36 protein-coding genes are annotated in these 25,706 nt (G+C 69.3%); 1 reads left to right on the top strand and 35 read right to left on the bottom strand.

The features are described 5' to 3' along the window. Positions 1-56 precede the first annotated feature (56 nt). The 6 genes from V3C34_RS05895 to infA form a co-directional block, all read right to left on the bottom strand. A complete protein-coding gene (locus V3C34_RS05895; RefSeq protein WP_068425485.1) occupies positions 57-1,088 on the bottom strand; it encodes a DNA-directed RNA polymerase subunit alpha in 1,032 nt (343 codons plus the stop codon). A 116-nt stretch (positions 1,089-1,204) separates the two neighbouring features. Then, on the bottom strand, positions 1,205-1,813 hold the full coding sequence (rpsD, locus tag V3C34_RS05890; protein WP_068325985.1) for a 30S ribosomal protein S4: 609 nt from the start codon (positions 1,811-1,813) through the stop codon (positions 1,205-1,207). A gap of 29 nt (positions 1,814-1,842) precedes the next feature. After that, positions 1,843-2,241 carry a 30S ribosomal protein S11 gene (gene rpsK / locus V3C34_RS05885; RefSeq protein WP_068325987.1) on the bottom strand — a complete coding sequence of 133 codons (399 nt, stop codon included), beginning with the start codon at positions 2,239-2,241 and terminating at the stop codon, positions 1,843-1,845. A gap of 74 nt (positions 2,242-2,315) precedes the next feature. Further along, positions 2,316-2,687: a 30S ribosomal protein S13 gene (gene rpsM / locus V3C34_RS05880; protein WP_068325988.1), complete on the bottom strand. Its 372-nt coding sequence runs from the start codon at positions 2,685-2,687 to the stop codon at positions 2,316-2,318. Positions 2,688-2,911: 224 nt separating this feature from the next. Continuing rightward, on the bottom strand, positions 2,912-3,025 hold the full coding sequence (gene rpmJ / locus V3C34_RS05875; RefSeq protein WP_006592630.1) for a 50S ribosomal protein L36: 114 nt from the start codon (positions 3,023-3,025) through the stop codon (positions 2,912-2,914). Positions 3,026-3,130: 105 nt separating this feature from the next. Next, positions 3,131-3,352 carry a translation initiation factor IF-1 gene (gene infA, locus V3C34_RS05870; RefSeq protein WP_007928045.1) on the bottom strand — a complete coding sequence of 74 codons (222 nt, stop codon included), beginning with the start codon at positions 3,350-3,352 and terminating at the stop codon, positions 3,131-3,133. 166 nt (positions 3,353-3,518) lie between these two features. Here infA and V3C34_RS05865 point away from each other — a divergent pair, with 166 nt between their 5' ends. Beyond that, on the top strand, positions 3,519-4,940 hold the full coding sequence (locus V3C34_RS05865) for a type II CAAX endopeptidase family protein (protein ID WP_346008291.1): 1,422 nt from the start codon (positions 3,519-3,521) through the stop codon (positions 4,938-4,940). 99 nt (positions 4,941-5,039) lie between these two features. Here the strand turns inward: V3C34_RS05865 and meaB are convergent, their stop codons facing one another. The 29 genes from meaB to tuf form a co-directional block, all read right to left on the bottom strand. Next, on the bottom strand, positions 5,040-6,041 hold the full coding sequence (gene meaB, locus V3C34_RS05860) for a methylmalonyl Co-A mutase-associated GTPase MeaB (RefSeq protein WP_068325994.1): 1,002 nt from the start codon (positions 6,039-6,041) through the stop codon (positions 5,040-5,042). After that, complete coding sequence (gene scpA / locus V3C34_RS05855) at positions 6,034-8,244, bottom strand: methylmalonyl-CoA mutase (protein WP_346008290.1); 2,211 nt, start codon at positions 8,242-8,244, stop codon at positions 6,034-6,036. The genes meaB and scpA overlap by 8 nt, the downstream gene beginning before the upstream one ends. Further along, positions 8,241-10,103: a methylmalonyl-CoA mutase family protein gene (locus tag V3C34_RS05850; protein WP_346008289.1), complete on the bottom strand. Its 1,863-nt coding sequence runs from the start codon at positions 10,101-10,103 to the stop codon at positions 8,241-8,243. The genes scpA and V3C34_RS05850 overlap by 4 nt, the downstream gene beginning before the upstream one ends. 136 nt (positions 10,104-10,239) lie before the next feature. Continuing rightward, the gene (gene map, locus V3C34_RS05845) at positions 10,240-11,088 is read right to left on the bottom strand and encodes a type I methionyl aminopeptidase (RefSeq protein ID WP_082807616.1); all 849 of its coding nucleotides are present in this window, start codon (positions 11,086-11,088) and stop codon (positions 10,240-10,242) included. Between the two features lie 3 nt (positions 11,089-11,091). Then, a complete protein-coding gene (locus V3C34_RS05840; RefSeq protein WP_068326000.1) occupies positions 11,092-11,655 on the bottom strand; it encodes an adenylate kinase in 564 nt (187 codons plus the stop codon). After that, positions 11,655-12,977 (bottom strand): preprotein translocase subunit SecY, encoded by a 1,323-nt coding sequence (gene secY / locus V3C34_RS05835; protein WP_068326002.1) that lies wholly within the window; start codon positions 12,975-12,977, stop codon positions 11,655-11,657. The genes V3C34_RS05840 and secY overlap by 1 nt, the downstream gene beginning before the upstream one ends. A 206-nt stretch (positions 12,978-13,183) precedes the next feature. Beyond that, on the bottom strand, positions 13,184-13,669 hold the full coding sequence (gene rplO / locus V3C34_RS05830) for a 50S ribosomal protein L15 (RefSeq protein ID WP_068326004.1): 486 nt from the start codon (positions 13,667-13,669) through the stop codon (positions 13,184-13,186). A 2-nt stretch (positions 13,670-13,671) separates the two neighbouring features. Beyond that, positions 13,672-13,854, bottom strand: a complete 183-nt coding sequence (gene rpmD / locus V3C34_RS05825) for a 50S ribosomal protein L30 (protein WP_007924709.1) — start codon at positions 13,852-13,854, stop codon at positions 13,672-13,674. Next, positions 13,854-14,522, bottom strand: a complete 669-nt coding sequence (gene rpsE / locus V3C34_RS05820; RefSeq protein WP_068326006.1) for a 30S ribosomal protein S5 — start codon at positions 14,520-14,522, stop codon at positions 13,854-13,856. Before rpsE ends, rpmD begins: the two co-directional genes overlap by 1 nt. Positions 14,523-14,556: 34 nt before the next feature. Then, positions 14,557-14,931, bottom strand: a complete 375-nt coding sequence (rplR, locus tag V3C34_RS05815) for a 50S ribosomal protein L18 (protein ID WP_068326019.1) — start codon at positions 14,929-14,931, stop codon at positions 14,557-14,559. A 3-nt stretch (positions 14,932-14,934) separates the two neighbouring features. Then, entirely contained in the window at positions 14,935-15,471 is a 537-nt protein-coding gene (gene rplF, locus V3C34_RS05810) for a 50S ribosomal protein L6 (protein WP_068326022.1), read from the bottom strand. Positions 15,472-15,483: 12 nt separating this feature from the next. Next, positions 15,484-15,882, bottom strand: coding sequence for a 30S ribosomal protein S8 (rpsH, locus tag V3C34_RS05805; protein ID WP_068326025.1), 399 nt, complete (start codon positions 15,880-15,882; stop codon positions 15,484-15,486). A 132-nt stretch (positions 15,883-16,014) separates the two neighbouring features. Continuing rightward, complete coding sequence (locus V3C34_RS05800) at positions 16,015-16,200, bottom strand: type Z 30S ribosomal protein S14 (protein WP_007924699.1); 186 nt, start codon at positions 16,198-16,200, stop codon at positions 16,015-16,017. Position 16,201: 1 nt separating this feature from the next. Next, positions 16,202-16,777: a 50S ribosomal protein L5 gene (rplE, locus tag V3C34_RS05795; RefSeq protein WP_068326028.1), complete on the bottom strand. Its 576-nt coding sequence runs from the start codon at positions 16,775-16,777 to the stop codon at positions 16,202-16,204. A 1-nt stretch (position 16,778) separates the two neighbouring features. Then, on the bottom strand, positions 16,779-17,117 hold the full coding sequence (rplX, locus tag V3C34_RS05790; protein ID WP_068326030.1) for a 50S ribosomal protein L24: 339 nt from the start codon (positions 17,115-17,117) through the stop codon (positions 16,779-16,781). 2 nt (positions 17,118-17,119) lie between these two features. Then, on the bottom strand, positions 17,120-17,488 hold the full coding sequence (gene rplN / locus V3C34_RS05785) for a 50S ribosomal protein L14 (RefSeq protein ID WP_007924689.1): 369 nt from the start codon (positions 17,486-17,488) through the stop codon (positions 17,120-17,122). A 109-nt stretch (positions 17,489-17,597) separates the two neighbouring features. Further along, on the bottom strand, positions 17,598-17,861 hold the full coding sequence (gene rpsQ, locus V3C34_RS05780; protein WP_255218309.1) for a 30S ribosomal protein S17: 264 nt from the start codon (positions 17,859-17,861) through the stop codon (positions 17,598-17,600). Between the two features lie 20 nt (positions 17,862-17,881). Continuing rightward, positions 17,882-18,109, bottom strand: coding sequence for a 50S ribosomal protein L29 (rpmC, locus tag V3C34_RS05775; protein ID WP_068326035.1), 228 nt, complete (start codon positions 18,107-18,109; stop codon positions 17,882-17,884). Continuing rightward, positions 18,109-18,528 (bottom strand): 50S ribosomal protein L16, encoded by a 420-nt coding sequence (gene rplP / locus V3C34_RS05770; RefSeq protein WP_068326038.1) that lies wholly within the window; start codon positions 18,526-18,528, stop codon positions 18,109-18,111. Before rplP ends, rpmC begins: the two co-directional genes overlap by 1 nt. Before the next feature lies 1 nt (position 18,529). Beyond that, positions 18,530-19,348 carry a 30S ribosomal protein S3 gene (gene rpsC, locus V3C34_RS05765; RefSeq protein WP_068326042.1) on the bottom strand — a complete coding sequence of 273 codons (819 nt, stop codon included), beginning with the start codon at positions 19,346-19,348 and terminating at the stop codon, positions 18,530-18,532. Further along, positions 19,348-19,758, bottom strand: a complete 411-nt coding sequence (rplV, locus tag V3C34_RS05760; RefSeq protein ID WP_082807617.1) for a 50S ribosomal protein L22 — start codon at positions 19,756-19,758, stop codon at positions 19,348-19,350. Before rplV ends, rpsC begins: the two co-directional genes overlap by 1 nt. Then, positions 19,758-20,039 (bottom strand): 30S ribosomal protein S19, encoded by a 282-nt coding sequence (gene rpsS, locus V3C34_RS05755; RefSeq protein WP_007924678.1) that lies wholly within the window; start codon positions 20,037-20,039, stop codon positions 19,758-19,760. Before rpsS ends, rplV begins: the two co-directional genes overlap by 1 nt. A gap of 15 nt (positions 20,040-20,054) precedes the next feature. Then, complete coding sequence (gene rplB, locus V3C34_RS05750) at positions 20,055-20,891, bottom strand: 50S ribosomal protein L2 (protein WP_068326045.1); 837 nt, start codon at positions 20,889-20,891, stop codon at positions 20,055-20,057. A gap of 22 nt (positions 20,892-20,913) precedes the next feature. Beyond that, positions 20,914-21,231, bottom strand: coding sequence for a 50S ribosomal protein L23 (rplW, locus tag V3C34_RS05745; protein WP_281178012.1), 318 nt, complete (start codon positions 21,229-21,231; stop codon positions 20,914-20,916). After that, positions 21,228-21,881 (bottom strand): 50S ribosomal protein L4, encoded by a 654-nt coding sequence (gene rplD / locus V3C34_RS05740; RefSeq protein ID WP_068326048.1) that lies wholly within the window; start codon positions 21,879-21,881, stop codon positions 21,228-21,230. Before rplD ends, rplW begins: the two co-directional genes overlap by 4 nt. 1 nt (position 21,882) lies before the next feature. Then, positions 21,883-22,539, bottom strand: a complete 657-nt coding sequence (gene rplC, locus V3C34_RS05735) for a 50S ribosomal protein L3 (RefSeq protein ID WP_068326054.1) — start codon at positions 22,537-22,539, stop codon at positions 21,883-21,885. Between the two features lie 17 nt (positions 22,540-22,556). Further along, positions 22,557-22,865 carry a 30S ribosomal protein S10 gene (rpsJ, locus tag V3C34_RS05730; RefSeq protein ID WP_007924661.1) on the bottom strand — a complete coding sequence of 103 codons (309 nt, stop codon included), beginning with the start codon at positions 22,863-22,865 and terminating at the stop codon, positions 22,557-22,559. 329 nt (positions 22,866-23,194) lie between these two features. Beyond that, entirely contained in the window at positions 23,195-24,295 is a 1,101-nt protein-coding gene (locus V3C34_RS05725) for a YihY/virulence factor BrkB family protein (protein ID WP_338538650.1), read from the bottom strand. A 166-nt stretch (positions 24,296-24,461) separates the two neighbouring features. Further along, complete coding sequence (gene tuf, locus V3C34_RS05720) at positions 24,462-25,655, bottom strand: elongation factor Tu (protein ID WP_068326060.1); 1,194 nt, start codon at positions 25,653-25,655, stop codon at positions 24,462-24,464. Between the last annotated feature and the right edge of the window lie 51 nt (positions 25,656-25,706).

The raw sequence follows: 25,706 nt of genomic DNA, 5'->3' as shown, positions 1-25,706 counted from the left end.
GGTTCTCCTTGGTTTCTGACCTACCGCGCGTCAGCGGTGGTCAACAGGGCGGTGGGTCAGAGCTGCTCGTCCTCGGCGAACGAGGCATCCTCGTCCACCGACTCGTCGTCGTCCTCGCCGTAGCCGGGGATGGACGTCGGGTCGAACCCGGGCGGGCTGTCCTTCAGGGCCAGGTCCATCTCGTGCAGCTTGGCCTTGACCTCGTCGATCGACTTCGCACCGAAGTTGCGGATGTCGAGCAGGTCGGCCTCGCTGCGCCCGACGAGCTCACCCACGGTGTGGATGCCCTCGCGCTTGAGGCAGTTGTACGAGCGGACGGTGAGGTCGAGGTCCTCGATCGGCAGCGCCAGGTCGGCCGCGATCGCGGCGTCGGTCGGCGACGGGCCCATGTCGATGCCCTCGGCCTCGACGTTGAGCTCGCGGGCCAGGCCGAAGAGCTCGACCAGGGTCTTGCCGGCGGAGGCCAGCGCGTCCCGGGGGGCGATCGAGTTCTTGGTCTCGACGTCGACGACGAGGCGGTCGAAGTCGGTGCGCTGCTCGACACGGGTCGCCTCGACCTTGTAGGTCACCGCGAGGACCGGCGAGTAGATGGAGTCGACCGGGATGCGGCCGATCTCCTGGTCGCCGGACTTGTTCTGCTGCGCCGAGACGTAGCCGCGACCGCGCTCGACCGTCAGCTCCATCTCGATGGAGCCCTTGTCGTTGAGCGTGGCGATGTGCAGGTCGGGGTTGTGCACCTCGACACCCGCGGGCGGGTTGATGTCGGCGGCGGTGACCGCACCGGCACCCGACTTGCGCAGGTACATCACGACCGGCTCGTCGTTCTCGCTGGAGACGACGAGGGACTTGATGTTGAGGATGATCTCGGTGACGTCCTCCTTGACCCCGGGGATCGTGGAGAACTCGTGGAGGACCCCGTCGATGCGGATCGAGGTGAGCGAGGCACCCGGGATGCTCGAGAGCAGGGTGCGACGCAGCGAGTTGCCGATGGTGTACCCGAAGCCGGGCTCGAGGGGCTCGATGACGAACCGCGAGCGGTTGTCGGCGATGACCTCTTCGCTGAGGTTGGGGCGCTGTGCGATGAGCACGGTGATTCTTCCTTCCCACGGGCGACCGCTATATGACGCCTCGTGAAGGTGTCCGGTCGTGAGCCGGACGGTGGCTCCCGCATCGGTCCGCGGGAGCCACCCTCAGTGCAGCTGGATCAGTTCTTCGAGTAGAGCTCGACGATGAGCTGCTCGGTGAGCGGGGTGTCGATCTGCTCGCGCGTCGGCAGCTGGTGCACGAGCACCTTGAGGCTGCCGGGGATGACGTGCAGCCACGCCGGGATCGGACGCTCACCGAAGGTCTCGCGAGCGAGCTGGATCGGGAAGGCCTCGACCGACTGCTTGCGGACGGTGATGATGTCGTACTGCTCGACCCGCTGGCTGGGCACGTCGGTGCGCACGCCGTTGACCTCGAAGTGGCCGTGCGTGACGAGCTGACGGGCCTGACGACGCGTGCGGGCCAGGCCCGCGCGGTAGATCACGTTGTCGAGGCGTGACTCGAGGATGATCAGCAGGTTGTGACCGGTCTGGCCGGGGCGGTTGGCCGCCTCCTTGTAGTACCGGACGAACTGCTTCTCCATGACGCCGTAGGTGAAGCGGGCCTTCTGCTTCTCCTGCAGCTGGGTGAGGTACTCCTTCTCCTGGATCCGCCGACGGCCGTGCTGGCCGGGCGGGAAGGGACGGAGCTCGAAGTTCTTGTCGCCGCCGACGAGGTCGAGCTTGAGGCGGCGGGACTTCTTGGTGATGGGGCCGGTGTAACGAGCCATGTCTTATCTGTCTCCCGTATCTCTGCTGCTCAGACGCGACGGCGCTTGGGCGGGCGGACACCGTTGTGCGGGCTGGGCGTGACGTCCGAGATCGCGCCGACCTCGAGGCCGGCGGCGGTCAGGGAGCGGATGGCGGTCTCGCGACCGGACCCCGGGCCCTTGACGAAGACGTCGACCTTCTTCATGCCGTGCTCCATGGCGCGGCGCGCGGCGGCCTCGGCGGCCATCTGGGCGGCGTACGGGGTGGACTTGCGCGAACCCTTGAAGCCGACCTGGCCGGCGGAGGCCCAGGAGATCACGGCGCCGGTGGGGTCGGTGATCGAGATGATCGTGTTGTTGAACGTGCTCTTGATGTGGGCCTGGCCCACGGCCACGTTCTTCTTGACCTTGCGGCGCACCTTGGCGCCGGAGCGGGTCTTGGGGGGCATGTTTCTCCTACGAGGTTCTTCGGTGGGGTCGTCACCGCTCCGTGGGCTGGCCCAGGGCGGCGACGCGGGGTGTCTTAGGCCTTCTTCTTGCCCGCGACGGTGCGCTTCGGGCCCTTGCGGGTCCGGGCGTTGGTCTTGGTGCGCTGACCGCGGACGGGGAGACCGCGGCGGTGCCGCAGACCCTCGTAGGTGCCGATCTCGACCTTGCGGCGGATGTCGGCAGCGACCTCGCGGCGGAGGTCACCCTCGAGCTGGACGTTCGCCTCGAGGTAGTCACGGAGGGCGACGAGCTGCTCGTCGTCCAGGTCCTTGACCCGGATGCTCGGGTCGACGCCGGTGGCGGCGAGGGCCTTCTGCGCGGTCGTGCGTCCCACACCGAAGATGTAGGTCAGGGCGACCTCGGCGCGCTTCTCACGCGGGAGGTCGACTCCAACAAGTCGTGCCATGTGCTGGCTTCCTTTGCTTCTCTCGGAGGTCTGGTACACCACCGGTCCGACGGTGTCTCCCGCTGCTGTCAGCGGGCCATCGGTCCCCGGCCTCCGAGCCGGGGGTGACGTCCTGCCCCGCGAAGGGGAAGGGGCCGGGTGGTGCGTGCTTCTTCACTGGGCGTTGCTCGAGGATCCGGCGACAAGCCGTGGTCCCCGCCGTACGGGGGTCCTGGTGGACGCGATCAGCCCTGGCGCTGCTTGTGGCGCAGGTTCTCGCAGATCACCATGACCCGACCGTTGCGGCGGATCACCTTGCACTTGTCGCAGATCTTCTTGACGCTCGGCTGAACCTTCATTGCCGTCTCGCATCTTTCTCGATCTGTCCCGCCCCAGGATGTGGTGACGGGTCGTGCTCGTGGTGCTTCACTCGTCGGTCGTCGGCAGGCCGACGACCGCCTCGATCAGCGGTAACGGAAGACGATCCGGCCGCGGGTCAGGTCGTACGGGCTGAGCTCCACGACAACCTTGTCCTCGGGGAGGATCCGGATGTAGTGCTGCCGCATCTTGCCCGAGATGTGGGCGAGAACCTTGTGACCGTTCGTGAGCTCGACCCGGAACATTGCGTTCGGGAGAGCTTCGACGATCGTGCCCTCGACCTCGATGACACCGTCCTTCTTGGCCATACCCTCTCAATCCGTTGGTGGCCGATCCCTGGGTGGGAGTGGCCTGGGCGGCACGCGTGCAACGCCTCCCCGGGGACCGGGAAGGCATGACAGACGTGACCGACAGTCAAGATTACGGCATGGGGCCACCCAGAGGGAAATCCTCACCCCCACGTAGGGTCGAGCCATGACCGGCCCCAGGATCGCCCTCGTCGGACCGACGGACCGGCCCGACGCACTCCACGCGCGGCGCGCGCTGTCCGTCCTGGCCCCGGACGCGCAGGTGGTGAGCCTGCCGACCGGCGCCGCGCCCACGCCCGACCTCGACGGGGTGTGGGTCCTCCCTTCGCCCGAGACGGATCCGACGGCGCACGACCCGACGATCTCCTGGGCTCTCCACCTCGGCCTGCCGGTCGTCGGTCCGCTCGGCGGGGACGAAGGGGGCGCCCGCCCGGCCGGCGACTACCTCACCGCTCCCGGGACGACCTGGACGACGGACGAGCCCGCGGGGCCGGCCGCTCCGGCGACCGTGCGGTCCGGCGGAGCTCCCTTCGCGACCCTCTCGGCCCTGCCGCTGGCAGCGGAGGCGGGGATCCACCCGGTGGCGGTGGCCTTCGTCGAGGCCGCCCGCCGGCACGCCGGTCCGACGACCGCCGCGCGATCTCCCTTCGCCCCACTGCCCGACGACGAGCCGCGCAGCTACGTCCACCAGATGCGCACCACCGGCTACCGCTGGTGGCGGCCCCTGCTCGCGCTCGCCGCGGGGATCGCGACCTTCGTCGTCATCGCGGTCGCGCTCAGCATCCTGTGGTTCGTCCTCGACCCGTCGATGCTCGACGCCACCGGGAGCGCGGACGTCGACCCCGCCGCCCCGGTGACGATGCTCATCGGCAACCTCATCCTCGCCGGGCTCATCCCGGCCACGATGGTCGCGACGCGGGTGGGCCACTGGCGGCCCGTCGGCAAGCTCTTCTCCGTCGCGGGCCGCATCCGCTGGCGGTGGCTGCTGCGCGCGGCGCTCGTCACGACGATCGTGTGGGGCGCCTACCTCGCGGTCATGTGGTTCGCCGGCGGCGAGGAGACCAGCGCGCGCCCCGAGCACTGGCCCTGGCTGCTCGTCATCACGGTGCTCACCACTCCCCTGCAGGCAGCGGGTGAGGAGGTCGCCTTCCGGGGCGGGCTCATGCAGGGCGTCGGCGCGTGGATCCGGCGCCCCGTGATCGCCCTCGTCGTGACGACGGTCCTGTCGGCCGCGCTCTTCGCGCTCGCGCACACCTCGCTCGACCCGTGGGTGCTCCTCGACCTCAGCGGCATGGCGATCGCCTGCTGCTACCTCACGTGGCGCACCGGTGGGCTCGAGGCCGCGATCGTGCTCCACGTCGTCAACAACCTCGTCATCACCATCGGCCTGACCCTGCTCGGCGGGCTCCAGGACGCGTACGTCACCGAGCAGACGACGAGCACCGCGGGGACCGCCGGGCTCGGGGTGCTCGCGACCTTCGTCATGACGGCGATCCTGCTGTGGCAGGCGCGCCGCGCCGGCGTCGCCCCGAAGAAGCTCGGCGCCCCGGCCACGAGCTCCCCCGCGCCTGCCGACCCACTCGCCTGAAGCTGCATTCCCCTAGGGCAATGCACACGGGATGTGCATTGCCCTAGGGGAATGCGGGCTCCGGGACGCGGGCTCCGGGACGCGGACTCCGGGGACGCGTCAGTCGCCGGATCGCTCGGCGAGGTCGGCGGAGAAGGCCTCGATGATGCGCGCGGCACCGTCGACGGCGCTCACCTCGCCGGAGCGCACCCCGCTCGTGAGCGCCCCGAGGAGCTCCCGCACCCGCGGCGAGCGGCGCACGGCGTCACGCAGCTCGGCGTCGACCATCGCCCACATCCACTCGCGCTGCTGCTCCGCGCGCCGGCCCAGGAGCGAGCCCTGCTCCTCGAGGTAGGCACGGTGCTCGAGCACGGCCTCCCACACCTCGTCGAGACCGTCGCCGGTGTGCGCGCTGCAGGTGAGGACCGGGGGACGGCGGGCGTCGGGGTCGGAGTTCATCAGGCGCATCGCGCCGGCCAGCTCGCGCGCGGCGACGCGGGCATCGCCCGCGTGCTCGCCGTCGGCCTTGTTGACGGCGATGACGTCGGCCATCTCGAGGATGCCGCGCTTGATGCCCTGGAGCTGGTCGCCGCCGCGGGCCAGGGCGAGCATGAGGAAGGTGTCGACCATCTCCGCGACCGCGACCTCGGACTGGCCGACACCGACGGTCTCGACGAGCACGACGTCGTACCCGGCTGCCTCGAGCACGAGCATCCCCTCACGGGTCGCCCGCGCGACGCCACCCAGGTGCGCACCCGACGGCGACGGCCGGACGAAGGCGTCCTCGCTCGCGGTCAGCGACGCCATCCGGGTGCGGTCACCGAGGACCGAGCCGCCGGTGCGCGCGCTGCTCGGGTCGACCGCGACGACGGCGACCCGGTGGCCGCGTTCGATGAGCCGCGTGCCGAGGGCGTCGATGAAGGTCGACTTGCCGGCGCCCGGGATCCCCGAGACGCCCACGCGCATGCCCTGACCGGTGTGCGGGGCGATCAGCGCGAGCAGCTCGCGGGCTCGCTCCCGGTGGTCCGGGCGCGAGGACTCGACGAGCGTGATCGCCCGGGCGATGTGCGCCCGGGAGCGATCGCGCACCCCTTGGGCGAGGTCGGCGACCGACTCAGGCATCGGTGCCGGCGGCCCGCTCCCGCAGCCGGTCGACGAGGCGACCGGCCGCCGTGGCGATGACGGTCCCCGGCGGGTAGATGTCGTCGGCACCGGCGGCGCGCAACTCCTCGAAGTCCTGGTCGGGGATGACACCGCCCACGACGATCATCAGGTCCTCGCGCCCGAGCTCGTCGAGCTCGGCCCGCAGCGCGGGCACCAGGGTGAGGTGCCCCGCGGCCAACGAGGACACCCCGACGACGTGCACGTCGCCCTCGACGGCCTGACGGGCCACCTCCGCGGGCGTCTGGAAGAGCGGGCCCACGTCGACGTCGAAGCCGAGGTCGGCGAAGGCGGTCGCGATGACCTTCTGCCCGCGGTCGTGGCCGTCCTGGCCCATCTTGGCGACGAGGATCCGGGGGCGCCGGCCCTCGGCCTGCTCGAACTCCTCGACCTTGGCCAGGACCTCGTCGACGGCCCCGCCCTTGCCTGCCTCGTCCCGGTACACACCCGAGATCGTACGGATCTGCGCGGTGTAGCGGCCGTAGACCTCCTCCAGCGCGGAGGAGATCTCGCCGACGGTCGCCTTGGCGCGGGCCGCGTCGATCGCGAGCGCCAGGAGGTTGGTCTCCATCGTGCCGCCCTCGGCACGTGCCGCCTCGGTGAGCGCTGCGAGGGCGGCGCGGGCCTCCCCTTCGTCCCGCTCGGCACGCAGGCGCTCGAGCTTGGCGATCTGCGAGGCACGGACCGCGGCGTTGTCCACCTTGAGGATCTCGATGGCCTCGTCGACGCTGCTCTCGGTGACCGGGTAGGTGTTGACACCGATGACGGGCTGCTGGCCGGAGTCGATGCGCGCCTGCGTGCGGGCGGCCGCCTCCTCGATCCGCATCTTGGGGATGCCGGCCTCGATGGCCCTGGCCATGCCGCCGGCCGCCTCGACCTCCTCGATGTGGGCCCAGGCGCGCTGCGCGAGGTCGTGCGTCAGGCGCTCGACGTAGGCGCTGCCGCCCCACGGGTCGATGACGCGCGTCGTGCCCGACTCCTGCTGGAGGACGAGCTGGGTGTTGCGGGCGATGCGCGCGGAGAAGTCCGTCGGCAGGGCGATCGCCTCGTCGAGCGCGTTGGTGTGCAGGCTCTGCGTGTGGCCCTGCGTCGAGGCCATCGCCTCGACGCACGTGCGCACGACGTTGTTGTAGACGTCCTGCGCGGTGAGGCTCCAGCCGGAGGTCTGAGAGTGGGTGCGCAGCGAGAGCGACTTGGCGTTGGTCGGCTCGAAGTTCTCCTTGACCAGGCGCGCCCACAGCAGCCGCGCAGCGCGCAGCTTGGCGACCTCCATGTAGAAGTTCATCCCGATGGCCCAGAAGAAGGACAGCCGCGGCGCGAAGGCGTCGACGTCCATGCCGGCCGCCCTGCCGGCCCGGATGTACTCGATGCCGTCGGCGAGCGTGTAGCCGAGCTCGAGGTCCTGCGTCGCCCCGGCCTCCTGCATGTGGTAGCCGGAGATGGAGATCGAGTTGAACCGCGGCATCCGCTGGCTCGTGTACGCGAAGATGTCGGAGATGATCCGCATCGACGGCGTCGGCGGGTAGATGTAGGTGTTGCGGACCATGAACTCCTTGAGGATGTCGTTCTGGATGGTGCCGCTCAGCTGCTCCGGGCTCACCCCCTGCTCCTCGGCCGCGACGACGTAGAGGGCGAGGATCGGCAGGACCGCGCCGTTCATCGTCATCGACACGCTCATCCGGTCCAGCGGGATGCCGTCGAAGAGGGTGCGCATGTCGTAGATCGAGTCGATCGCGACACCCGCCATGCCGACGTCACCGGAGACGCGCGGGTGGTCGCTGTCGTACCCGCGGTGCGTCGCCAGGTCGAAGGCGACGGACAGGCCCTTCTGCCCGGCAGCGAGGTTGCGCCGGTAGAACGCGTTGGACTCCTCGGCCGTGGAGAAGCCCGCGTACTGCCGAATCGTCCACGGCTGGTTCACGTACATCGTGGGGTACGGGCCGCGGAGGAAGGGGGCCGCGCCCGGGGCGGTCTCGAGGAAGTCGAGGTCCGCGGTGTCGGCCTCGGTGTAGACCGGGGCGACCGCGATCTTCTCGGGCGTCTCCCAGCCGTCGGCCGCACCGGGGGTCGCGTCGAGCGCCTCCTGCCAGCGGGCGGCGGCGTCCGGGGACGGGGTGCCCTCGCCGAGGTCGACGGTGTCGAAGGTGGGGATCTGCGCGCTCATGCGTCTGCTCCTGCCTGCGGGGCGCGGGGGGTGTCGAGGAGGTCCAAGAGCTCCGTGAGGAAGGCGACGACGTCCATGCCGTCGCGGATCTCGCCGTCGACGGTGGTCCCGCCGAGCTCCGTGGCCGAGCCGGCGACGAGGACGCGCTGCACGCCGGCGGAGCGAAGGGAGGCGACGCTCGCCTCGGCGAGCGCCTCGTAGCCGGTCCGGGAGGAGGCGATGATCACGACCGGGGCGTCGGCGGCCGCGATGTCGGCGGCGTCGGTGACCTCCACGACGTCGGGCCGGATGCCGGCGACGCCGAGGAGGTTGGCGACGAAGGTCAGGCGGGCGGTGTGCTCGCGGGCGGGGCCGAGGGCCAGCACCGGGACGCTGACGTCCCCGGTGGCGGTGCGCTCGCGCAGCGCCTCGAAGACCTCACCGTCACGACGGCGGGGCAGGCCCTCGCCGGGCAGCCGCACCCGGGCGGTGCGCTGGAGCAGCTGCTCCCCCGCCAGCGGGAAGGTCGAGGTGCCGGTGAGCGGCAGGGTCCGCGTGGCCAGGGCGGCGTCGCGATCGGCCCGGGTCGCGGCGAGGCGCTCGGCGACCGCGCCGGACGCCAGGCCGGCGGCGGCACCACCAGCGGCGTCCAGCTGGCCGAACCAGGCCCAGGCGGCGCGGGCCAGCTCGTCGGTCAGCGACTCGACATAGGCCGAGCCACCCGCGGGGTCGGCCACCCGGGCGACATTGGACTCGGACGACAGCAGCGACTGGGTGTTGCGGGCGACCCTGCGGGAGAAGGCCGTCGGCAGGCCCAGGGCGTGGTCGTACGGCAGCACGGTGATCGCGTCGGCGCCGCCCGCAGCGGCGGCGAAGCACGCGATCGTGTCCCGCAGGAGGTTGACCCAGGGGTCGGTGCGGGTCTGCATGCGCCAGGACGTGACGGCGTGGACCCATGCACCCCGGTCGGGCTCGGGGACCTCGAGGACCTCGCCGACGCGCGCCCACGTGCGGCGCAGCGCGCGCAGCTTGGCGATGGTCGCGAACTGGTCGGCGGTGGCCGCCACGCGGAAGTCGATGCGGCGGAAGGCCTCGGCCGGATCGACGCCCGCCTGCGACAGGTGGCGCACGTAGTCGAGCGCGGTGGCCAGGGCGAGGGCGATCTCGTCCTGGTCGCTCGCGCCGGCGTCGTGGTGGACGCGGGCGTCGACGGTGATCGCGCGGACCCCGGTGAACCGGTCGCGGCAGGTGGCGACGGCGTCCGCCAGCGGAGCGAGGTCTGGGGTGCCACCACGGGCGGCGACCTGGCCGATCGGGTCGTGACCGAGGCTGCCGGCGACGAGGGCCGGGTCGACCCCCTTCGTCTCCCAGGCGGCGACGAGCGCGGCGGCGGCGGCGGGCTGGTCGTCGCTCGAGCTGACGACGACCGGGGCGAGGTCGACCATGACGTCGGTGAGGACCTCGGCGACGTCACCGGCGGCGATGCCGTCGGCGCCGACGTGCAACCAGACCGAGCTGACGCCGCGCTCGAGGTCGTCGAGGACGGCGGCGCGGCTCGTCGCGGCGTCCGGGTCGTCGTGGAGCTGGCGCACGTCCCACGGCAGGTCGGGGTGGCGCGGGCCGCGGCCGCGGGTGAAGGGCATCGCCCCCGGCAGACCGAGCGCGCGCCCCGGCTCCGGCCAGTAGATCGGGTCGATGTCGAGCCCACCGGGCAGGTGGCTCGTCAGCGCCTCACGGGCGCCGGCGCCGTCGACCCGACGGTCCTCGGGACGGGACCTGTTGACCACCGCGGCGGCGAGCTCGGCCCACGCATCGGGGCCCGTGCTCGGGAAGCCGGCAGCCAGCCCCATCACGTCGTCGTGTGCAGGGGGAAGGGACATCCGGGCAGCTCTCCTCATCGACGCAGGCACCGGCGCGCCGCCGATGGCATGACTGACTCGCACCCTACCGAGCGACGACGGCCCACGAACCGGCACCCGACGTCGCGTGCGCCACATCCGCCGGTCCTCGTCGGGGTCAGTCCAGGGGGGCGAAGGGGGCGCCGCGGGCCGTGAGCTCGGCCTCGCCGCCGTCGAGAGCCGTGAGCACCCAGATGCCGCGCGCGGTGAGGGCGACGGAGTGCTCCCAGTGCGCCGCGGGCCCGCCGTCGTCGGTGACCACGGTCCAGTCGTCGTCGAGGACGTGGTTGGCCTGGTCGCCGAGGGTGACCATGGGCTCGATCGCCATCGTGGTGCCGACGGGCGTCTGCGGGGTGCGGCCCCGGACGCGGTAGTTGGGGATGTTGGGCGGCAGGTGCATGTGCTCGCCGATGCCGTGCCCCGTGTAGTCCTCGACGATGCCGTAGGCCACGCCGTCGGCCCGGCCGTCGTCGCGGATCGAGTCCTCGATCGCGCCCCCGACGTCGTTCAGGTCCCCACCGGGACGAAGGGCGGCGATCCCGGCCCACAGGGAGCGTCGGGTGATCTCGGACAGGCGCGCCGCGGCCGGGTGCGCCGCGTCGTCCCCGCCGACGACGACGGTGATGGCGCTGTCGCCGTTCCACCCGTCGACCTCGGCACCGCAGTCGATGCTCAGCAGGTCACCCTCGCGCAGCACGCGGTCACCGGGGATCCCGTGGACGATCTCGTCGTTGACCGACGTGCAGAGGGTGTGCGCGTAGCCGGGCACGAGCTGGAAGTTGGGCACTCCCCCGCCGCTGCGGATGAACTCCTCCGCGAGCGCGTCGAGGTGCCCGGTCGTGGTGCCCGCGCGGACCTCCCCCCGCAGCATCTCCAGGGTGCGGCCGGTGAGCAGCCCCGCCACGCGCATGGCCCGGAGCTCGTCCGGGGTGCGCGCGCGGAACCGCTCGCGGCCGAAGAACGACAAGGCTCAGGCGTCGAGGGCGGCGAAGATCCGCCGCGCCACGTCCTCGACCTCGCCCTCGCCGTCGACGGTGACGAGGAGCCCACGGGCCTCGTACGCGTCGGACAGCGGCTCGGTCTCGCGGTGGTAGATGGCCATCCGCTCGCGGATGACGTCCTCGGTGTCGTCGACGCGCCCCTCGAGCTCGGCGCGCTTGAGGAGCCGCTGGACGACGACCTCGTCGTCGACGACGAGCTCGAGCACCTTGTCGATGGAGTGGTCGCTCTTGGCGAGCATGGCGTCCAGGGCGGTCACCTGCGCGGTCGTGCGCGGGTAGCCGTCGAGGAGGAAGCCGGGCTCGGCGTCGGCCTCGTCGAGGCGGGCCTCGACGATCGCGTTGGTGATGTCGTCGGAGACGTAGCCACCCGTCGCGAGGATCTCCTTGACCTGGAGCCCGAGCTCGGTCTCGTTCTTGATGTTGGCCCGGAAGATGTCACCGGTGGAGACAGCCGGGATGCCGTAGTGCCGGGCGATCGCGGTGGCCTGGGTGCCCTTGCCGGCGCCGGGCGGGCCGAGGATGATGAGACGCATCAGCGGAGGAATCCTTCGTAGTGGCGTTGCTGGAGCTGGGACTCGATCTGCTTCACCGTCTCCAGACCGACGCCCACCATGATGAGGATAGACGTACCGCCGAAGGGGAAGTTCTGGTTGGCGCCGACGAGCACGAGGGCGATCAGCGGGATCAACGAGACCAGAGCGAGGTAGATGGCTCCCGGCACGGTGATGCGGGTGAGCACGTACTGGAGGTACTCGGCCGTGGGTCGCCCGGCGCGGATACCGGGGATGAACCCCCCGTACTTCTTCATGTTGTCCGCGACCTCCGTGGGGTTGAAGGTGATCGAGACGTAGAAGAAGGTGAAGAAGAGGATCATCGCGGTGAAGACCGCCATGTAGATGGGGTGGTCACCCCGCACGAGGTAGGTGTTGATCCAGTCCACCCACCCGGGGTTGTTGCCCGCCGGGTCGGTCTGGAACTGGGCGATCATCTGCGGCAGCGCGAGCATGGAGCTGGCGAAGATGACCGGGATGACGTTGGCCATGTTGACCTTGATCGGGATGTACGTGGAGGTCCCGCCGTACATCTGGCGCCCGACCATCTTCTTCGCGTACTGCACCGGGATGCGGCGCTGGCTCTGCTCGACGAAGACGACCGCGGCGATGATCACCAGGCCGATGGCGATGACGAGGAAGAAGATGTCCCAGCGGCCGTCCTTCTGCTGGATGGCCCACAGGGAGCCGGGGAAGGTCGCGGTGATCGAGGTGAAGATCAGCAGGGACATGCCGTTGCCGACACCCTTGTCCGTGACGAGCTCGCCGAGCCACATGATCAGGCCCGTGCCGGCGGTCATCGTCAGCACCATGAGGATGATCGAGAACATCGACTCGCGGTAGAGGATCGGTCCGCAGTCCGCGTTGTTGAACAGGCTCGCGGGGTTGCGCGCGAAAGTGATGAAGGTGGCCGACTGCAGGACGGCCAGCGCGATGGTGAGGTACCGCGTGTACTGCGTCATCTTCGCCTGGCCCTGCTGCCCCTCCTTCTTCAGCTGCTCGAAGCGGGGGATGACGACCGTCAGCAGCTGCACGATGATGCTCGCCGTGATGTACGGCATGATCCCGAGCGCGAAGATCGACAGCTGCAGGAGGGCACCCCCGCTGAAGAGGTTGGCCATGCCGAGGAAGTTGTTGCTGGCGTCGTCCCGGGCACCGGCGATGCACGCCTGCACGGCCGTGTAGTTCACGTTCGGCGTCGGCACGTGGGAGCCGAGGCGGAAGAGCACGATGATGCCCAACGTGAAGAGCAGCTTGCGCCGCAGGTCGGGCGTCTTGAACGCCCGGGTGAAGACGGAGAGCACGTGGGTTCCTCCAGGGACGGTGCCGTGGGTGCAGTGGGTGTGCTGCGGGCAGGTGGCCACCGGCGGCGGCGCAACCTGTCAGACGATACCTGCCGCGTCCGGGAGGCCGCGACATGACCCGCTCGCCCGGGTGCGCCGGCACGGGTCAAGAAGACGCGTCGAGGCCGCCCCGAGCACGGGGCGGCCTCACGCGGGACCGAAGGGGGTCAGCGAGCGGTGATGCTGCCGCCGGCCGCCTCGATCTTGTCCTTGGCACTCGCGGAGAAGGCGTCGACCGTGAGGTCGACCTTCACCGTGATGTCGCCGGAGCCGAGCACCTTGACGAGGTGGCCGTCGCGGACGGCCCCCTTCGCCACGAGCTCCTCGACGCCCACGCTGCCGCCCTCGGGGAAGAGCGCGGAGATGCGGTCGAGGTTCACGACCTGGTACTCGGTCTTGAACGGGTTCTTGAAGCCACGGAGCTTGGGCAGACGCATGTGCAGCGGCGTCTGACCACCCTCGAAGCGCTCCGGCACCTGGTACCGGGCCTTGGTGCCCTTGGTACCGCGACCGGCCGTCTTGCCCTTGGAGCCCTCACCGCGACCCACACGGGTCTTCGCGGTCTTGGCACCGGGGGCGGGACGAAGGTGGTGCACCTTCAGCGCGTGGGTGGAACCCTGCTCCGGGTTCGGGGTGGCCTTGGAGTCAGCCATGATCAGTCAACCTCCTCGACGGTCACCAGGTGGCGAACCGTCTGGACCATGCCACGGATCTCCGGGCGGTCCTCCTTGACGACGACGTCGCCGATGCGCTTCAGACCGAGGCTGCGCAGGGTGTCGCGCTGGTTCTGCTTGCCACCGATCTCGGAACGGGTCTGGGTCACCTTCAGACGTGCCATCATGCACCCGCCTTCGCCTTGTCGGCGGCCTCGGCGCGACCAGCGGCCTGGGCACGCAGCATGGCTGCCGGGGCGACCTGGTCCAGGGGCAGACCGCGGCGAGCCGCGACGGCCTCCGGACGCTCGAGACCCTTCAGGGCCGCGACCGCCGCGTGGACGATGTTGATCGCGTTGTCCGAGCCGAGGCTCTTGGACAGCACGTCGTGGATGCCGGCGCACTCGAGCACGGCGCGCACCGGACCACCGGCGATGACACCGGTACCCGGGGAGGCCGGACGGAGCATGACGACACCGGCCGCGGCCTCACCCTGGACGGGGTGAGGGATGGTGCCCTGGATGCGCGGGACGGTGAAGAAGCTCTTCTTCGCCTCCTCGACACCCTTGGCGATCGCCGCGGGCACCTCCTTGGCCTTGCCGTAGCCGACACCCACGGTGCCGTCGCCGTCACCGACGACGACCAGGGCGGTGAAGCTGAAGCGACGACCACCCTTGACGACCTTGGAGACACGGTTGATGGTCACGACGCGCTCGAGGAACTGGCTCTCGGTGCGGTCACGGCCACCGTCACGACGGTCGCGGCCACCGCCACGGTTGTCACGACGGTCGTTGCTGGAGCGCTCGTTGGTGCCTGCGGCGGCACCGGCGCCTCGACGCTGGGGTCCGGGCATCAGATGTTCCTCTTCTCGACGTTCTGGGCCTGCATCACAGGGTCAGACCCCCTTCGCGGGCGCCGTCCGCGATGGCGGCGACGCGACCGTGGTAGCGGTTGCCACCGCGGTCGAAGACGACGGCCTCGACGCCAGCGGACTTCGCGCGCTCGGCGACGAGCTCACCGACCTTCTTGGCCCGCTCGGTCTTGTCGGCATCGAGGGCGCGCACGTCGGCCTCCATGGTCGACGCGGACGCGACGGTCTTGCCGACGGTGTCGTCGACGACCTGGACGAAGACGTGGCGGCTGCTGCGCGTCACGACCAGACGGGGGCGCGTGGCGGTCCCGCTGACCTTCTTGCGCAGGCGCAGGTGGCGACGGCCACGAGCAGCGCTCTTGCCCTTGGCACGCTTGATGATCTTGGCCATGGCTTACTTACCAGCCTTTCCGACCTTGCGACGGATGTGCTCGCCCTCGTACCGGACACCCTTGCCCTTGTACGGGTCGGGACGGCGGAGCTTGCGGATGACGGCAGCGGTCTCGCCGACGAGCTGCTTGTCGATGCCCTGCACGCTGAAGCGCGTCGGGTTCTCGACGTTGAAGCTGATGCCCTCGGGGGCCTCGATCGTGATCGGGTGGCTGTAGCCCAGAGCGAACTCCAGGGAACCGCCCTTGTTGACCACGCGGTAACCGGTGCCGTGGATCTCGAGCTTCTTCTCGTAGCCCTCGGTGACACCGATGACCATGTTGTGGATGAGGCTGCGGGTCAGGCCGTGCAGCGAACGCGACTCGCGCTCGTCGTTCGGGCGGCTGACCTCGACGCCGGCCTCGGTCTTCTCGACCGTGATCGGCTCGGTCACGTTGACCTGCAGCTCGCCCTTGGGGCCCTTGACCTTGACGGTCTGGCCCTCGATGGCGATGTCGACACCGCTGGGGATGGCGACCGGGAGTCGTCCAATACGCGACATGTCTGCTTCCCCTTACCAGACGTAGGCGAGGACTTCCCCACCCACACCCTTGGTTGCGGCCTGCTTGTCGGTGAGGAGGCCGGAGGACGTGGAGATGATCGCCACGCCCAGGCCGCCGAGCACCTTCGGCAGGTTGGTGGACTTCGCGTACACGCGCAGACCGGGCTTGGACACCCGGCGCACGCCCGCGATGGAGCGCTCACGGTTGGGGCCGTACTTGAGGGAGACGGTCAGCGTCTTGCCGACGGTCGCCTCCTCGACGGTCCAACCCGCGATGAAACCCTCCGCCTGGAGGATCTCCGCGATGTGCGACTTGAGCTTGGAGTACGGCATGGAGACCTCGTCGTGGTGCGCCGAGTTGGCGTTCCGGACGCGGGTCAGCATGTCCGCAATCGGGTCGGTCATGGTCATGGGCTCTGCCTGCCCTCTCTCATCGCGGTTTCCCTCCGGGGACCGGAGCGACCTTCGATGTAGAACGGTTCGTGGGGGGTGGTGCGACCTGGGGTCGCAGTGGGCCGGCCGGGGTCGGTCGGCCCGGGTGGGTCACCAGCTGGACTTGGTCACGCCGGGGAGCTCGCCGCGGTGCGCCATCTCACGAAGGCACACACGGCACAGGCCGAACTTGCGGTAGACCGAGTGCGGCCGGCCGCAGCGCTGGCACCGCGTGTAACCGCGGACCTTGAACTTCGGCTTCTTGTTCGCCTTGTTGATCAGGGCGGTCTTCGCCATGTCAGTTCTCCTTGAAGGGGAAGCCCAGCTGCTTGAGCAGCGCGCGGCCCTCGTCGTCGTTCGTCGCGGTGGTGACCACCGTGATGTCCATGCCCCGGACGCGGTCGATCTTGTCCTGGTCGATCTCGTGGAACATGGACTGCTCGGTGAGACCGAAGGTGTAGTTGCCGTTGCCGTCGAACTGCTTGGGGTTCAGGCCACGGAAGTCACGGATGCGCGGGAGCGCGATCGCCGTGAGGCGGTCGAGGAACTCCCACATGCGGGCGCCGCGCAGCGTGACGTGCGCACCGATCGGCATGCCCTCGCGGAGCTTGAACTGCGCGATGGACTTGCGGGCCTTGGTCACCTGCGGCTTCTGACCGGTGATGGCGGTCAGGTCGCGGATGGCGCCCTCGATCAGCTTGCTGTCCTTGGCGGCGTCGCCGACGCCCATGTTGACGACGACCTTGACGACGCGGGGAACCTGCATCGCGTTGCCGTAGCCGAACTGCTCCTGGAGGGCCGGCACGACCTGGTCGGCGTACTTGCCCTTGAGGCGCGGGGCCTCGACGGCCTGGGTCTCGATGGTGTCAGTCATCTCAGAGGTCCTTGCCCGAGCGGCCCGCGACGCGGGTGCGGCTCGCCTTGGTGCGACCGTCACGCTCGACGGTCTCGACGCGGGTCCTGATGCGGGTCGGCTTGTTGTCCTCGGGGTCGACGACGGCCACGTTGCTCACGTGGATCGGCGCCTCGGAGACGACCAGGCCACCGGCCTGGCCACCCATGCCGGCCTTGGTGTGGCGGGTGACCCGCTGGACACCCTCGACCACGACGCGCTGGGTCTCGGTGTCGACCGAGATGACCTTGCCCTGCAGGCCCTTGTCCTTGCCGGACAGGACCTGGACGAGGTCGCCCTTCTTGATCTTGAGCTTTGCCATGATCAGATCACCTCCGGTGCGAGCGAGACGATCTTCATGAACTTCTTGTCGCGCAGCTCGCGACCGACCGGGCCGAAGATGCGCGTCCCGCGCGGCTCGCCGTCGGCCTTGAGGATGACGGCGGCGTTCTCGTCGAACTTGATGTAGGAACCGTCGTTGCGGCGACGCTCCTTGGTGGTACGAACGATGACCGCCTTGACGACGTCACCCTTCTTGACATTGCCACCGGGGATGGCGTCCTTGACGGTGGCGACGATCGTGTCGCCGATGCCGGCGTACCGGCGACCGGAGCCGCCGAGCACACGGATGCACAGGATCTCCTTGGCACCGGTGTTGTCGGCGACGCGAAGTCGCGACTCCTGCTGGATCACTTCTCACTCCTGTCGTCGTGCTGGTTCTCGCCGCGGCGAGCCTGGCCGAACTGATGTGGTCTTCGTCCGGGCGAAGGGGGCGTGTGCCCCCTTCGCGTCCGGGGTGGCCTTACTTGGCCTTTTCGAGGATCTCGACGATGCGCCAGCGCTTGGTGGCGGACAGCGGTCGGGTCTCCATGATGACGACGTGGTCGCCGACGCCGGCGCTGTTCTGCTCGTCGTGCGCCTTGACCTTGGAGGTCTTGCGCATGACCTTGCCGTACAGCGCGTGCTTGACGCGGTCCTCGACCTCGACGACAACGGTCTTGTCCATCTTGTCGGAGACGACGTAGCCGCGGCGCGTCTTGCGGTCGTTTCGCACGGTGGAGCTCACGGGTCCTTTCACGTTTTCGCTCACTTGGACCCACCGATCCCGAGCTCGCGCTCGCGCATCTCGGTGTAGATCCGAGCGATGTCCTTGCGGACCGCGCGGAGGCGGCCATGGTTGTCCAGCTGGCCGGTGGCCGACTGGAAACGGAGGTTGAAGAGCTCCTCCTTGGCCTTGCGCAGCTCGTCGACCAGACGCTCGTCGGTCAGCTCACGCAGGTCCGTGGGGGTCAGGTCCTTCGATCCGACTGCCATCAGATGTCACCACCCTCACGCGCGACGAAGCGGCACTTCATCGGCAGCTTGTGCATCGCCAGGCGCATGGCCTCGCGAGCGGTCTCCTCGTCCACGCCGGAGATCTCGAACATGATCCGGCCGGGCTTGACGTTGGCGACCCACCACTCGGGCGAGCCCTTGCCGGAACCCATGCGGGTCTCAGCCGGCTTCTTGGTGAGCGGACGGTCCGGGTAGATGTTGATCCAGACCTTGCCACCACGCTTCATGTAGCGCGTCATGGCGATACGAGCGGCCTCGATCTGCCGGTTGGTGACGTACGCCGGCGAGAGCGCCTGGAGCCCGTAGTCACCGAAGGTGACGGCCGTGCCGCCCTTCGCCATGCCGGAGCGCTTGGGGTGGTGCTGCTTGCGGTGCTTGACCCGTCGGGGGATCAACATCTCAGGACTCTCCCTCGGTCTTGGCCGGAGCCTCGGCGGCGGGAGCCTCAGCGGGGGCGGCCTGGGCCTGACCCTCGTTGCGGTCGCCACCGCGACGGGCGCGGGCGGGGCGGTCGTCGCGGTCGCGACGCGGGCCACGACCACGGGGAGCTGCGGTCGCCTGCTGCGCCGCGAACTCCTTCTCGGTCATGTCGCCCTTGTAGATCCAGACCTTGACGCCGATGCGGCCGAAGGTCGTGCGGGCCTCGTAGAAGCCGTAGTCGATGTTCGCGCGGAGGGTGTGCAGCGGCACGCGACCCTCGCGGTAGAACTCGGAGCGGGACATCTCGGCACCACCGAGGCGGCCGGAGCACTGGATCCGGATGCCCTTCGCACCGGCGCGGAGGGAGGACTGCATCCCCTTGCGCATGGCGCGACGGAAGGTGACGCGAGCAGCGAGCTGCTCGGCGATGCCCTGGGCGACGAGCTGGGCCTCGATCTCGGGGTTCTTGACCTCGAGGATGTTCAGCTGCACCTGCTTGCCGGTGAGCTTCTCGAGCTCGCCGCGGATGCGGTCGGCCTCGGCGCCACGGCGACCGATGACGATGCCCGGGCGCGCGGTGTGGATGTCCACACGCACGCGGTCACGGGTGCGCTCGATCTCGACGCGGGCGATGCCGGCGCGCTCCATGCCCGTGGACATGAGCTTGCGGATCGCGACGTCTTCCTTGACGTAGTCGCGGTAGCGCTGGCCCTCCTTGTTGGAGTCGGCGAACCAGCGGCTCTTGTGGTCGGTGGTGATGCCCAGACGGAAGCCGTGCGGGTTGATCTTCTGACCCATCAGCGGGTCCCTCCCTTCGCGGCCTTCTCAGGCTTGCTCGTCACGAGGACGGTGATGTGGCTGGTGCGCTTGTTGATCCGGCCGGCGCGGCCCTGGGCCCGCGGACGGAAACGCTTCATCGTCGGGCCCTCGTCGACGAAGGCCGAGGAGATGACGAGGTTGCGCTCGTCGAAGGGCTCCCCCGCCTCGTCGGCCTTGACGCGCAGGTTGGCGATGGCGCTCTGCAGGACCTTGAGGGTCGGCTCGGACGCGGTCTGCGGCGCGAACTGCAGGGTCGCGATCGCGGTCATGGTGTCCTTGCCGCGGATCATGTCCACGACACGACGCGCCTTCTGCGGCGTCACGCGGACGTGACGTGCGGAGGCACGGGCGAACAGCGTCTCCTGCTCGGTGGTCTCGGTGGCAGGCATCAGCGACGACGTCCCTTCTTGTCGTCCTTCACGTGACCGCGGAAGGTGCGGGTCGGTGCGAACTCGCCGAGCTTGTGGCCGACCATCGCCTCGGTGACGAACACCGGGACGTGCTTGCGGCCGTCGTGCACGGCGAAGGTGTGGCCGAGCATGTCCGGCGAGATCACCGAACGGCGCGACCAGGTCTTGATGACGTTCTTGGTGCCCGCTTCGTTCTGGACGTCGACCTTCTTCTGAAGGTGGTCGTCGATGAAGGGGCCCTTCTTCAAACTACGAGGCATGTCCAAAGGCTCCTATCAGCGCTTCTTGCCGGTGCGGCGGCGACGGACGATGAGCTTGTCGCTCGCCTTGCCGGGACGCCGGGTACGGCCCTCGGGCTTACCCCAGGGCGAGACGGGGTGACGGCCACCGGAAGTACGGCCCTCGCCACCACCGTGCGGGTGGTCGACCGGGTTCATGACGACACCACGGACGGTCGGGCGCTTGCCCTTCCACCGCATGCGGCCGGCCTTGCCCCAGTTGATGTTCGACTGCTCGGCGTTGCCGACCTCACCGACGGTGGCGCGGCAGCGCACGTCGACGCGACGGACCTCACCGGAGGGCATGCGCAGCGTGGCGTACGGCCCTTCCTTGGCGAGCAGCTGGATGCTGACACCCGCGGAGCGGGCCAGCTTGGCACCGCCACCCGGACGCAGCTCCACGGCGTGGATCGTCGTGCCGTTGGGGATGTTGCGCAGCGGCAGGTTGTTGCCCACCTTGATGTCGGCGGACGGGCCGTTCTCGATGACCGTGCCCTGCGCGAGCTTGTTCGGCGCCAGGATGTAGCGCTTCTCGCCGTCGGCGTAGTGCAGCAGCGCGATGCGGGCGGTGCGGTTGGGGTCGTACTCGATGTGAGCGACCTTGGCCGGCACGCCGTCCTTGTCGTGGCGACGGAAGTCGATGACGCGGTAGGCACGCTTGTGGCCACCACCGATGTGACGGGTGGTGATGCGGCCGGTGGAGTTGCGGCCACCGGTCTTGCTCAGCGGACGGACCAGCGACTTCTCAGGCGTGGAGCGCGTGACCTCGACGAAGTCGGCGACAGAGCTGCCGCGACGACCCGGGGTGGTCGGCTTGTACTTACGGATACCCATTGGTTCTTCCTTGTCCTCTCCGTCAGCCCTGGCCGCCGAAGATGTCGATCGTGCCCTCGCGGAGGGTGACGATCGCGCGCTTCGTGTCCTTGCGCTTACCGGTGCCGAACCGGGTGCGTCGGGCCTTGCCGACTCGGTTCATGGTGTGCACGGAGTCGACCTTGACGCCGAAGATCTGCTCGACGGCGATCTTGATCTCGGTCTTGTTGGACCGCGGGTCGACGATGAAGGTGTACTTGCCCTCGTCGAGGAGACCGTAGGACTTCTCCGAGACGACGGGACGGATCAGGATGTCGCGCGGGTCCTTGATCTGGGACGCGCTCGTGATGGACTCGCTCACTTGTCCGTCTCCTCTGCGTTCTTGGGCGCGGGCCCGGCGAGGAAGGCCTCGAGAGCCGCCTGGGTGAAGACGACGTCGTCGGAGCACAGCACGTCGTAGGTGTTGAGCTGGTCGGCCGCGAGCACGTGGACGTCCACGAGGTTGCGGACCGACTTCCACGCCGCGTCGTTGCCGCGCTCGATGACGACGAGCAGGTTCTTGCGCTCGCTCAGGCCACCGAGGATCGCGGCGACGCTCTTGGTGGAGGGGGTCTCCCCCTCGAGGAGCGCGCTCAGCACGTGGATGCGGCCGTGGCGCGCCCGGTCGGAGAGGGCACCGCGCAGGGCGGCGGCCTTCATCTTCTTGGGGGTGCGCTGGCTGTACTCACGCGGCTGCGGGCCGTGGACGACGCCACCGCCGGCGAACTGCGGGGCGCGGGTCGAGCCCTGACGGGCCCGGCCGGTGCCCTTCTGCCGGTACGGCTTGCGGCCACCACCGCGCACCTCTGCGCGGGTCTTGGTCGAGTGCGTGCCCTGGCGCGCTGCGGCGAGCTGGGCGACGACGACCTGGTGGATGAGCGGGACGTTGACCTGCACGTCGAAGATCTCGGCGGGCAGCTCCACGGTCCCGGCAGCGGTTCCGGCCGGGTTGATGATGTCGATGCTCGGCACGTCAGGCTCCCTTCACCGAGGTGCGGACGAGGACGACGCCACCGCGGGGGCCGGGGACGGCGCCCTTGACGAGCAGCAGGCCCTTCTCGGCGTCCACGGCGTGGATCGTCAGGTTCTGGGTGGTCTGGCGCACGCCGCCCATGCGGCCGGCCATGCGCATCCCCTTGAAGACGCGACCCGGGGTGGCGCAGCCACCGATCGAGCCGGGCTTGCGGTGGTTGCGGTGGGCACCGTGGGAGGCGCTGACGCCGGCGAAGCCGTGACGCTTCATGACGCCGGCGAAGCCCTTGCCCTTGGTGGTGCCGGTGACGTCGATGGCCTGCCCGTTCTCGAACAGCTCGACCGTCACCTCCTGGCCGAGGGTGTACTCGGCGGCGTCGGCGGTGCGCAGCTCGATGAGGTGGCGGCGCGGGGTGGCGCCGGCCTTGGCGAAGTGGCCGCTCGTGGGCTGGTTCACCTTGCGGGGGTCGATGGCGCCGTAGGCGATCTGCACGGCGTCGTACCCGTCGGTCTCGACATTGCGGACCTGGGTGACGACGCACGGGCCGGCCTGGATGACGGTGACCGGGACGAGGCGGTTCTCCTCGTCCCAGACCTGCGTCATGCCGAGCTTCTCGCCGAGCACGCCCTTGACGGTCTTGGTGGCAGTGGTGGTCATGTCTCGTCTTCCCCGGATCAGAGCTTGATCTCGATGTTGACGTCAGCCGGGAGGTCGAGACGCATCAGCGAGTCGACGGCCTTGGGCGTCGGGTCGATGATGTCGATGAGGCGCTTGTGGGTGCGCATCTCGAAGTGCTCGCGGCTGTCCTTGTACTTGTGCGGCGAACGGATGACGCAGAACACGTTCTTCTCCGTCGGCAGCGGCACGGGGCCGACCACCGTTGCGCCGGCACGGGTCACGGTGTCGACGATCTTTCGCGCCGAGTTGTCGATGACCTCGTGGTCATACGACTTCAACCGGATGCGGATCTTCTGTCCCGCCATCTGTGTGTCCGTCTCTCTCTCGCCGTCGTGCTGTGGTCTGTGTGGGCCCGGCCCGGTCTCCGACCCCCGCGGTCGGGTGTGTCGCACCCGCTCCGCAGCGCGACGACATGCCGAAGGGCAGATCGTGCGCCTGGTCGTCGACCCGGACGAACCGGATCGTGCTCTGGCTCCGATGTGTCGCCCCGCTGCGCGGTGCGATGCGTTGTCATCGGGCTGGCGAGGACGCCGGCGACCACAGCACAGGGCTGGTCGCGGCACCACCGCTCAACAAGCAACCTGACAAGTGTGCCAGAGGCTGCGCGCCTGGTCCAAATCGGAGGCGAAGGGGGTTACTCCGGGCGGTCCCGGTCGGCGAGATCGGCGGCCGAACGACCCTGGTCGTGCAGGCCCTCGATGCGCAGCGAACGGGCCTCCTCGACGATCTCGACCTGGGCCTCGGCGGCCGCATCGGACTTCGTCGTGTCGCGCAACGGGAGCGGCAGCTCGTCCTCGGCGGGCAGACCCGCCTGCAGCTGCCGGGAGCGCTCGATCTCGGAGTCGAGCTCGGCACCCAGGAGCAGGACGTTGTTGATGATCCACAGCCACAGGAGTGTGACGATCACGCCGGCGAGCGACCCGTAGGTCTTGTTGTACGAGCCGAAGTTGGAGACGTAGAAGCCGAAGACGACCGAGGCGAGGATCGCGACGACGATCGCCACCGCTGCGCCCGGGCTGAGCCAGCGGAACTTGGGCTGACGGACATTTGGGGTCGCCCAGTAGAGCAGGCCGACCATGAAGACCACGACGAGCAGGATGACCGGCCACTTGGCGATGTTCCAGGCCATCACCGCCGCGTCGCCGAGGCCGATCGTGTCGCCGATGACGCGGGCGAGGTCGCCGCTCACCGCGACCGAGAGGATGATCGCGGCCGCCAGCACGAGGAGCACGGCGGTGACGACGAGCTGCATCGGGCGCAGCTTGATGAACTTGCGGCCCTCCGGCACCTCGTAGATCTTGTTGAGTGCCCGGCCGAAGGCCCCGACGTAGCCGGAGGCCGACCACAACGCACCGGCCAGACCCACGACGAGGCCGAGCCCGGCTGCGGACGACGTGACCATCTGCTCCAGCGGCCCCTCGAGCGTGTCGCTCACGCTGCCGGTGCCGAGCTGGTCGAGCACGTCGAGGATCGTCGTCTTGGTCTGCTCGGGCTCCCCCACCAGACCGAGGATGGAGACCAGCGCGAGGAGCGCGGGGAAGATCGAGAGCACGGAGAAGTAGGTCAGCGCCGCTGCGAGGTCCGTGCACCCGTCGGCGCTGAACTCCTTGAGGGCCCGCTTGGCCGCGAAGCGCCAGCTGCGTCCCTTGAGCTCGCGCAGGGACGGCTTGACGTCCTCGTCGAACCCGTCGTGCTCGGTGCGCCTGTCGGCGCCTGTGGTCTCGGCGGTGGCCATGGCGCGGCCTCTCCGTGCTCGGGTACAGCGGTCGACCCAACCCTAGGCCGAAGGGAGCGTCTCCGCCCTCCCGACACGACGGTACGGCCGAGGCACGACGCAGGGCCCGCCTCCCCCTGACGGGGAGACGGGCCCTGCGTGGTCGCTGACCGGGGTCAGCCCAGGATCACTTGAGGATCTTGGTGACGCGACCGGCGCCGACGGTGCGGCCACCCTCGCGGATGTTGAACTTCAGGCCCTCCTCCATGGCGATCGGCTGGATGAGCTCGACCTTCATGTCGGTGTTGTCACCGGGCATGACCATCTCGGTGCCCTCGGGCAGGGAGACGACGCCGGTGACGTCGGTGGTCCGGAAGTAGAACTGCGGACGGTAGGAGTCGTAGAACGGCGTGTGCCGGCCACCCTCCTCCTTCGACAGGATGTAGACCTGCGCCTCGAACTCGGTGTGCGGGGTGATCGAGCCCGGCTTGCAGATGACCTGCCCGCGCTCGACGTCCTCGCGCTTGGTGCCGCGGAGGAGCAGACCGACGTTCTCGCCCGCGCGACCCTCGTCGAGGAGCTTGCGGAACATCTCGATGCCGGTGACGGTCGTGGTCGTCTTCTCCTCGCGGATACCGACGATCTCGACCTCCTCGTTGACGTTGAGGATGCCGCGCTCGATGCGACCGGTGACGACGGTGCCACGACCGGTGATCGTGAAGACGTCCTCGACGGGCATCATGAACGGCTTGTCGAGGTCACGCTCCGGCTCGGGGATGTAGGAGTCGACAGCGTCCATGAGCTCCATGATCGACTCGCCCCACGTGGCGTCGCCCTCGAGCGCCTTGAGCGCCGAGACCTTGACGACCGGGACGTCGTCGCCCGGGAACTCGTAGGAGGACAGCAGTTCGCGGACCTCCATCTCGACGAGCTCCAGGATCTCCTCGTCGTCGACCATGTCGGCCTTGTTGAGCGCCACGACGATGTAGGGGACGCCGACCTGGCGGGCCAGGAGGACGTGCTCCTTCGTCTGCGGCATGGGGCCGTCGGTGGCGGCGACCACGAGGATCGCGCCGTCCATCTGAGCCGCACCGGTGATCATGTTCTTGACGTAGTCGGCGTGACCCGGGCAGTCGACGTGCGCGTAGTGACGCGACTCCGTCTGGTACTCGATGTGCGAGATCGAGATGGTGATACCGCGCTGCTTCTCCTCAGGAGCCTTGTCGATCGTGTCGAACGCCGATGCCTCGTTGAGGTCGGGGAGCTTGTCGTGCAGCACGCGGGAGATCGCGGCCGTCAGCGTCGTCTTGCCATGGTCGATGTGACCGATGGTGCCGATGTTGACGTGCGGCTTGCTCCGCTCGAACTTTGCCTTCGCCACTGTGTGTCCTCCTCAGGACGTCTTCTTTGGTTACGCCTTATCCCGGCAGGG

Origin of the sequence: Janibacter terrae (assembly GCF_039636765.1) — a bacterium.
Taxonomy (GTDB): Bacteria; Actinomycetota; Actinomycetes; order Actinomycetales; family Dermatophilaceae; genus Janibacter; species Janibacter terrae.
Note: the sequence above shows the minus strand (reverse complement) of the source record. Positions and strands in the feature narration are given on the sequence as shown.

What these genes read in the sequence shown, in the direction of transcription:
- rpsD (WP_068325985.1), bottom strand. Translation starts at nt 1,813, where the DNA reads ATGGCTCGTTACACCGGCCCCATCACCAAGAAGTCCCGCCGCCTCAAG.
- rpsK (WP_068325987.1), bottom strand. Translation starts at nt 2,241, where the DNA reads ATGCCCCCCAAGACCCGCTCCGGCGCCAAGGTGCGCCGCAAGGTCAAG.
- rpsM (WP_068325988.1), bottom strand. Translation starts at nt 2,687, where the DNA reads ATGGCACGACTTGTTGGAGTCGACCTCCCGCGTGAGAAGCGCGCCGAG.
- rpmJ (WP_006592630.1), bottom strand. Translation starts at nt 3,025, where the DNA reads ATGAAGGTTCAGCCGAGCGTCAAGAAGATCTGCGACAAGTGCAAGGTG.
- infA (WP_007928045.1), bottom strand. Translation starts at nt 3,352, where the DNA reads ATGGCCAAGAAGGACGGTGTCATCGAGGTCGAGGGCACGATCGTCGAA.
- V3C34_RS05865 (WP_346008291.1), top strand. Translation starts at nt 3,519, where the DNA reads ATGACCGGCCCCAGGATCGCCCTCGTCGGACCGACGGACCGGCCCGAC.
- meaB (WP_068325994.1), bottom strand. Translation starts at nt 6,041, where the DNA reads ATGCCTGAGTCGGTCGCCGACCTCGCCCAAGGGGTGCGCGATCGCTCC.
- scpA (WP_346008290.1), bottom strand. Translation starts at nt 8,244, where the DNA reads ATGAGCGCGCAGATCCCCACCTTCGACACCGTCGACCTCGGCGAGGGC.
- V3C34_RS05850 (WP_346008289.1), bottom strand. Translation starts at nt 10,103, where the DNA reads ATGTCCCTTCCCCCTGCACACGACGACGTGATGGGGCTGGCTGCCGGC.
- V3C34_RS05840 (WP_068326000.1), bottom strand. Translation starts at nt 11,655, where the DNA reads ATGCGTCTCATCATCCTCGGCCCGCCCGGCGCCGGCAAGGGCACCCAG.
- rplO (WP_068326004.1), bottom strand. Translation starts at nt 13,669, where the DNA reads ATGGCTGACTCCAAGGCCACCCCGAACCCGGAGCAGGGTTCCACCCAC.
- rpmD (WP_007924709.1), bottom strand. Translation starts at nt 13,854, where the DNA reads ATGGCACGTCTGAAGGTGACCCAGACCCGTTCCGAGATCGGTGGCAAG.
- rpsE (WP_068326006.1), bottom strand. Translation starts at nt 14,522, where the DNA reads ATGCCCGGACCCCAGCGTCGAGGCGCCGGTGCCGCCGCAGGCACCAAC.
- rplR (WP_068326019.1), bottom strand. Translation starts at nt 14,931, where the DNA reads ATGGCCAAGATCATCAAGCGTGCCAAGGGCAAGAGCGCTGCTCGTGGC.
- rplF (WP_068326022.1), bottom strand. Translation starts at nt 15,471, where the DNA reads ATGTCGCGTATTGGACGACTCCCGGTCGCCATCCCCAGCGGTGTCGAC.
- rpsH (WP_068326025.1), bottom strand. Translation starts at nt 15,882, where the DNA reads ATGACCATGACCGACCCGATTGCGGACATGCTGACCCGCGTCCGGAAC.
- V3C34_RS05800 (WP_007924699.1), bottom strand. Translation starts at nt 16,200, where the DNA reads ATGGCGAAGACCGCCCTGATCAACAAGGCGAACAAGAAGCCGAAGTTC.
- rplE (WP_068326028.1), bottom strand. Translation starts at nt 16,777, where the DNA reads ATGACTGACACCATCGAGACCCAGGCCGTCGAGGCCCCGCGCCTCAAG.
- rplX (WP_068326030.1), bottom strand. Translation starts at nt 17,117, where the DNA reads ATGGCAAAGCTCAAGATCAAGAAGGGCGACCTCGTCCAGGTCCTGTCC.
- rpmC (WP_068326035.1), bottom strand. Translation starts at nt 18,109, where the DNA reads ATGGCAGTCGGATCGAAGGACCTGACCCCCACGGACCTGCGTGAGCTG.
- rplP (WP_068326038.1), bottom strand. Translation starts at nt 18,528, where the DNA reads ATGTTGATCCCCCGACGGGTCAAGCACCGCAAGCAGCACCACCCCAAG.
- rpsC (WP_068326042.1), bottom strand. Translation starts at nt 19,348, where the DNA reads ATGGGTCAGAAGATCAACCCGCACGGCTTCCGTCTGGGCATCACCACC.
- rplV (WP_082807617.1), bottom strand. Translation starts at nt 19,758, where the DNA reads ATGCCTGCCACCGAGACCACCGAGCAGGAGACGCTGTTCGCCCGTGCC.
- rpsS (WP_007924678.1), bottom strand. Translation starts at nt 20,039, where the DNA reads ATGCCTCGTAGTTTGAAGAAGGGCCCCTTCATCGACGACCACCTTCAG.
- rplB (WP_068326045.1), bottom strand. Translation starts at nt 20,891, where the DNA reads ATGGGTATCCGTAAGTACAAGCCGACCACCCCGGGTCGTCGCGGCAGC.
- rplC (WP_068326054.1), bottom strand. Translation starts at nt 22,539, where the DNA reads ATGACCACCACTGCCACCAAGACCGTCAAGGGCGTGCTCGGCGAGAAG.
- rpsJ (WP_007924661.1), bottom strand. Translation starts at nt 22,865, where the DNA reads ATGGCGGGACAGAAGATCCGCATCCGGTTGAAGTCGTATGACCACGAG.
- V3C34_RS05725 (WP_338538650.1), bottom strand. Translation starts at nt 24,295, where the DNA reads ATGGCCACCGCCGAGACCACAGGCGCCGACAGGCGCACCGAGCACGAC.